This window comes from Methanosarcina baikalica (assembly GCF_031461075.1).
GTDB lineage: Archaea > Halobacteriota > Methanosarcinia > Methanosarcinales > Methanosarcinaceae > Methanosarcina > Methanosarcina baikalica.
Map to the genome: position 1 here is coordinate 1 of NZ_JAVKPK010000114.1, position 5,965 is coordinate 5,965.

4 protein-coding genes and 1 pseudogene are annotated in these 5,965 nt (G+C 44.0%); 3 read left to right on the forward strand and 2 right to left on the reverse strand.

The features are described 5' to 3' along the window. Positions 1 to 444: 444 nt before the first annotated feature. Positions 445 to 1,266, reverse strand: coding sequence for an alpha/beta fold hydrolase (locus tag RG963_RS16090; protein WP_310577295.1), 822 nt, complete (start codon positions 1,264 to 1,266; stop codon positions 445 to 447). A 469-nt stretch (positions 1,267 to 1,735) separates the two neighbouring features. Between RG963_RS16090 and RG963_RS16095 the strand changes: the two genes are divergently transcribed. From RG963_RS16095 to RG963_RS16105, 3 genes are all read left to right on the forward strand, one after another. Next, positions 1,736 to 2,806, forward strand: coding sequence for a radical SAM protein (locus RG963_RS16095; protein WP_310577296.1), 1,071 nt, complete (start codon positions 1,736 to 1,738; stop codon positions 2,804 to 2,806). A gap of 94 nt (positions 2,807 to 2,900) precedes the next feature. Further along, positions 2,901 to 3,932 (forward strand): L-histidine N(alpha)-methyltransferase, encoded by a 1,032-nt coding sequence (locus RG963_RS16100; protein ID WP_310577297.1) that lies wholly within the window; start codon positions 2,901 to 2,903, stop codon positions 3,930 to 3,932. Between the two features lie 33 nt (positions 3,933 to 3,965). Beyond that, positions 3,966 to 4,937, forward strand: coding sequence for a dimethylarginine dimethylaminohydrolase family protein (locus tag RG963_RS16105; protein ID WP_310577298.1), 972 nt, complete (start codon positions 3,966 to 3,968; stop codon positions 4,935 to 4,937). A 127-nt stretch (positions 4,938 to 5,064) separates the two neighbouring features. On the opposite strand, the pseudogene RG963_RS16110 reads toward RG963_RS16105, so the two are convergent. Continuing rightward, a pseudogene (locus RG963_RS16110) lies at positions 5,065 to 5,712 on the reverse strand (UbiA family prenyltransferase). Positions 5,713 to 5,965: the final 253 nt, after the last annotated feature.

The window sequence follows — 5,965 nt, forward strand, 5'->3', positions numbered from 1 at the left end:
GATATCTATTTTTATTTACCAATGCCGAATAATCTAATGTACTACCATCTTTATCTAGTATTTTAGTTCTAATTTCTTCAGCACTTAAATTTCCTTCAATACATCCTACGGAAAACAGTAAAATATTTAATGATAAGTGGATTTCCGATCAAAAAGCGCACGTTTTTCGGCATGTTGAGCCCGGTCTCCTTACGCAGAATCGCGCCGTGATCGAGTTTCATGAACATCATTAGCCCTGTCCTGCCGAGGCTCCTGTGGACCACACTTTCCAGTTTAGCAAATGGTCCTTACGCCCTGAGTTGCCTTCACAAACTCGACCATATCCAGAGCTGCTTTGAGCGCTACCATAACCGCCTCGAAAGGCTTGGAAGATGTCACGCTGAACCGTTAGATCTCGACCTTTCTGATCGTCATGTTGTTCTCTTTCTACCTTTGTGTTCGGCCTTACGCCTTGAAAAACGCAAGGATGTCCTCATTGATCCGGTCCTTGAGGGTTGTGCACATGCCGTGCGGCGCGCCTTTGTAGACCTTCAGCGTGGCGTCCTTGACAAGTTTGGACGAAAGCATGGCTGAGGCGCCGATCGGCACAATCTGATCGTCATCGCCATGCAGGATCAGAGTTGGAACATCGAATTTTTTGAGGTCCTCAGTTAGGTCCGTTTCGGAAAAGGCCTTGATACAAAAGTATGCGGCCGGAAATCCAGCCATCATTCCCTGGAGCCAGAATGAATCACGTACGCCTTCCGAGACTTTGGCACCAGGCCTGTTGTAGCCGTAGAATGGCAGACTAAGATCTTTCCAGAATTGTGAACGGTCGGCTTTGACATTAGCTCGAATCTGGTCGAACGCCTCTATCGGCGTGCCTTCCGGATTGGCAGGGGTCTTGAGCATTAGAGGCGACACCGCGCTGATCAGTACAACTTTGGCCACACGCTCTGTGCCGTGGCGGCCAATATAGCGGGTAACTTCACCGCCTCCCGTTGAGTGGCCGACAAGAATCGTGTCCTTAAGGTCGAGTGTTTCGAGAAGCTCCGCGAGGTCGTCTGCATACGTGTCCATATCGTTACCGTTCCATGGTTGGCCCGAGCGCCCGTGGCCGCGTCGGTCATGGGCGATGCATCGATATCCTCGGGAAGCCAGAAAGAACATCTGGTCTTCAAAAGCGTCCGCGCTCAGTGGCCAGCCATGGCTGAAAACCACCGGCTGTCCACTGCCCCAGTCCTTATAATAGATTCGCGTACCGTCTTTAGTCGTAATCGCGGTCATGGAACGATATAAGTCATCATATCATATAATATATCGGGAATGACTTCTTCTTAATATTAATAGTCTTTAAAAAAATGGGTAAATCTTTCACTAAAAAGTGAGTTTTCTTTTAAATCGAATTCACAATTTTAGTTTTTTGAAATATCCAATAAATTAGGAATAAAATAGGATTGAAAGCTAGAGCAAATTTAACAAAGAGGATCTAAAAAAGCAAGCAGATTGTCAGTAAAGACTTTTAGAGCCGTTTATTCTTGAAAAACGCTGAAAGGGGAAAAAATAAGGAATTGAAAAAAGAGAATTAAAAAATCGAAACCTCAAATAAAATCAATCAGCTGTGCTTGAAAATATCACTTAGTTTCTTACTCCTTGATAAGGAATTGAGTCTATAGCTTTTGATATGTTGGGGGAAGAACCGAAGGATTTTGATGCATTAAGCCTGTTTTCACCGCCCCCGGTACTGAGGGGATATATGTACGGGGCACGGGAGGCCCATGAGGCTAGAAACTCAAACAGGCTTTTAGCCATACGTCTTGAGACAAACAAATCATGCAATCTCCGCTGTCGCTACTGCTATGCACAGAGCGGAGAGGATTCTGCAAAAATAGCTGGCTTCAATGTCCTCAAACGCATAGTTTCGGAAGCAAAGGAACTTGGGATCAGGTCTGTGGTCGTGATAGGTGGGGGAGAGCCGACTCTGCACCCGAATTTTAGGGATTTAATCGCCTATATCGATTCCCTGGGGATAATACCTATGATTTTTTCGAATACTGTTTTGATGACAGAGGAGCTTGCAGGGTTTCTGTACGAACATAATGCCTCAGTAATGGGAAAGCTGGATTCCCTTAAGCCTGAAATTCAGGATTACCTGGCAGGAAGAAAAGGGGCATTCGAAGATATTAAAAAGGGGCTTGAAAACCTTCTTAATGCAGGCTTTTCAAAGCCAGTAGCACCTGGAGAACTCCGTCTGGGAGTTTCATTCGTCAGTAATAAAATGAACCTGGAAGAAATTGAGGAGATCTGGCACTTCTGCAGGCAAAAAAATATATTTCCCAATATGGAAATTCTCACGCCTACAGGCAGGGCAAATGATGAACTGGAAGATAAACTGCTGACGGCTGGCGAGATAAAAGAATACAAATTAAAACTGCTGGAAATAGACAGGAAATATTACGGGTATGACTGGTTGCCCTACACGCCAATTACCGCAAGTGGATGCCTTCAGCACCTCTACAGCCTGTATATTAACATAGAAGGAAATGTCCGACCCTGTGCGCCTACAAAGCTGGACGAACATCCTGCGCTTAGAATTGAGGGGGAATATCCCTATAATGTAAACAAAATGACCCTTCGAGAGATTTACGGCTCCGATCTCTTCACATATGTCCGAAACATCGATAAAGTGCTCGAAGGCAGATGCGGGAACTGCGAACATATGGAAGAGTGCATAGGATGCCGCGGATATGCCTACAGTGTAGGAGTAAACAATGGTGTTGGCCCTCTCGAAGCCCTGAGGATGGAGTGCCAGCAGTGTTTCAAGTAACGACAAAATGATAAAAAGCGGAACTCAGGCAATAAACCGGAAGAAATTATAAAAAGGTATGTGCTGTTGCGTGATTCGAGGATAATATGAGATATTGAAAAGTACAGGAAAAATGGGGGTGGGGCACATTTCGGAGAATAAAGAAAAGATCATAATTACCAGTAAGAAGGATATAGAAGAAAAACTCCGTGAGAGCCTGAAAAACCATGAATTGCCTGATTATCTCCTGTACACAGGCGCCGACGGAGCAAGAAACTGGCTGAAACTTGACGAGTCTGAAACATTTCTTGTAGCCAGGAAGCTCAAAGTCCTTCTGGAGAAAAATATTGCATCAATAGTGAGATTCATTCCCACAGGCATGAATTTTGTAAGTATTGGGGTGGGAAACGGGGAAAAGGAGATAATTTTTCTCGAAGAAATGATAAGGAAAAATCTGGTTGAAAAGCCCGCCTCCGGAAAGATTTCTATACGCTATTACCCTATCGATATAAACAACGAACTTGTAGATATCGCTCTTGAAAAGGTAGAAAATCTGCCTGTAGAAAAGAAAGGAATAGTTGGCTTCATAGAGGATATGGCAATCCTTAAAAAAATCTGGCGTCTTCCGGTCCTTTTCTGCATTATGGGAAATACCTTTTGCAATTACGAGCCAGAATTCATTCTTCAGCTTATCCGCGAAAATCTTGAGCAGGGAGACCTTTTTTTCTTCGATGCAAATCTTCTCCCTACTGAGGGCTCAGGAGAAGAGGCACAGTCTGCAAAGAGATCCGTATTGGGCACATATGCCTCAAGAGAGAATGCTCTCTTCAATATGTATCCTCTGCTTCACTACGGAATGGCTCCAGAGGATTTCGATTTTGAACTTTTGCTTGCACATGTTGACTCAAGGATAGGAGCACTGTACAGGACCCGGAAGAGCCTGAATATCCTGAAGGACGCTGAACTGCGAATAGGACCGGAAACCATAGGCTTCAGGGAAGGAGACATCATCCGCATGGGCTTTACCTACAAATACACATATGACCAGATTACTTCTTTCCTGGATATTTGCGGATTTGATATCCTGAAGACTTTTTTAAGCGAAGATATGGAAAATGTCATAATCCTTGCAAAAAAACGCATATGAGAATAAAACTGGATAAAAAAGGAGGTTCTGGGTATGGGTTGCCAGAGGGATAAATTGGACCGGGCAGAAAGAAAAGGCCCTGGTATCGCTTACGGGTGCGATGAGCTTGGACGACTGAAAAGCGTACTTGTGCACACGCCTGGAAAAGAACTCACCCTGATCAACGAATCGAACTGTAAACACTGGCTTTACGATAAGGTTCCTGATATTTCCGGATATATCAAAGAGCATAGAAGTTATCAGGACCTGCTGGAATCAAACGGCGTGAGGGTCTATGAGCTTGAAGATAATGTGGAAGAAAATATAGACATGATAAGGAATATGCCAAATCTCACTTTTCTGCACGATACTGCAGTTATCACCGGAAAGGGGGCTATTCTTTCCAGAATGCGCCCGCCTGCGAGGGAAAAAGAAGAGGTTGTCGTAAAGGAAGCCCTAAATAATCTGGGAATTCCCATTCTCAGCGAATTCAACGGAGGAGAGGGTTTCTTTGAAGGTTGCCTCCTGTTCTCAAAAGAAACGGTCTTTGTAGCTGATACTGAAAGGCACACTTACCCTTTTATCCGGGAATTTATTTTGAATGTCCTGAAAGAGTTTAGTGAGGTTATTTACGTCCGAATTCCAAAAGCCAGGCGATACATGCATCCCGATACTGTCTTCAACAGAATAAGAGAAGACCTTGTCCTAGCTTATCTACCTGCAGTTGAGGAGACATGCCTGTTTACGGAAGACTCCAGAGAAAGAATCAATTTTAAAGCGTTCATGAGGGAGAAAGGCGTGGAAATTATTCCCGTTTCGGACTCCGAGCAAAGCCGTCTGGCCTGTTCTTTCGTCCCCCTTGAAAGCGGAACCATCTTTCATTATGATACTGCGCTCGATCAAAAGACCAGAAAAAACCTTGAAAGTGAAGGCGTTGAGATAATTCCTTTCCACCCGAAAGCCCTGCTTGCGGGAGGAGGAAGCCTGCGCTGCCATACGCTGAGGCTCTGCAGAAGGAAAAATTAGTTTTTATAAGAGTCAGAAAAAGGTTAAAAGGGAGTCGAGGATGATCGAGCCGGAATAGATTATGAGTGAAACGTGGTAAAGGAAAAGTGCAAACAGACCCGCACTCTGACTTTTTTCTCTGACAAGCTTATAGTTTGCAAACCCGAGTACCAGAAAGCCTGAAAAAAAAACCATAAATTGCAATATCTTCAAGCTGTTTTAAAAAAAGAAATGCTGTGAAGTAGTGAACCAGTGTAAACCCCGAAATCCAGAGTAGGGTCCCTTCAGTGCCATAAAGCATAGGAATCGATTTAATTCCCCTGGCCCTGTCATTTTCCGTATCAATGAAATCGTTGACGGCAAGATGTGCAAGAGTCCAGGGATAGAAAAAAAGCAGGTAGAGAAACACAGACGTATCAGGTAGCCCGTAACAAAGATATCCCGCTACCGGAAAAAGAGTGAAGTCCATCCTTCCTGCAAGCTGGGCAATGGGAAAATTCTGGTTTTTTCTTTTGATCTGATAGAAATATTCAAGAATACATGATGAAAGCATTGTGAGAAATACGTAAAAAGAATTGGGATAAGGCAAAGTAAACATTACCAGTCACGTGAGCCCGGAAAGCAGTAAAAACACTGTCAGGGCAAAGTTAGGGGAAATCCTTCCGGATGGGAGCGGCCGGCTTTTAAAGGGCCTCCAGTAAGCCGTAAGTGAACCCTCTATATCGAGCCTGTCCCTTTTTCTGTCAACGTAATCATTGAGTACAAGCCCGCCTTCAAACCCGAAAAGCCCGATCAGGACGGCTTTGAATGTTACAGACTAGGAAAAAGCCCCATAGTTATTAAAAGCAAGTGCAAGACCGGAGAAGAACAGCAAAATCCATACAAGAAAAAAATGAGCTCTTGTCAGATCTACCAAGGCTTTAATGGTCTCTTTCGTCCCCTCAACCCCGAATAATATAAAAGACAATTATATGCTTATACTTTTTGTAAAGAGAAATAAGAAACTAATAGCAGTTAGCTCAGAGAAGCTACTGGTATAGTGGAATATA

Excerpts from the sequence above, each read along its gene's own strand:
- RG963_RS16090 (WP_310577295.1), bottom strand. The coding sequence starts at position 1,266 with ATGACCGCGATTACGACTAAAGACGGTACGCGAATCTATTATAAGGAC.
- RG963_RS16095 (WP_310577296.1), top strand. The coding sequence starts at position 1,736 with ATGTACGGGGCACGGGAGGCCCATGAGGCTAGAAACTCAAACAGGCTT.
- RG963_RS16105 (WP_310577298.1), top strand. The coding sequence starts at position 3,966 with ATGGGTTGCCAGAGGGATAAATTGGACCGGGCAGAAAGAAAAGGCCCT.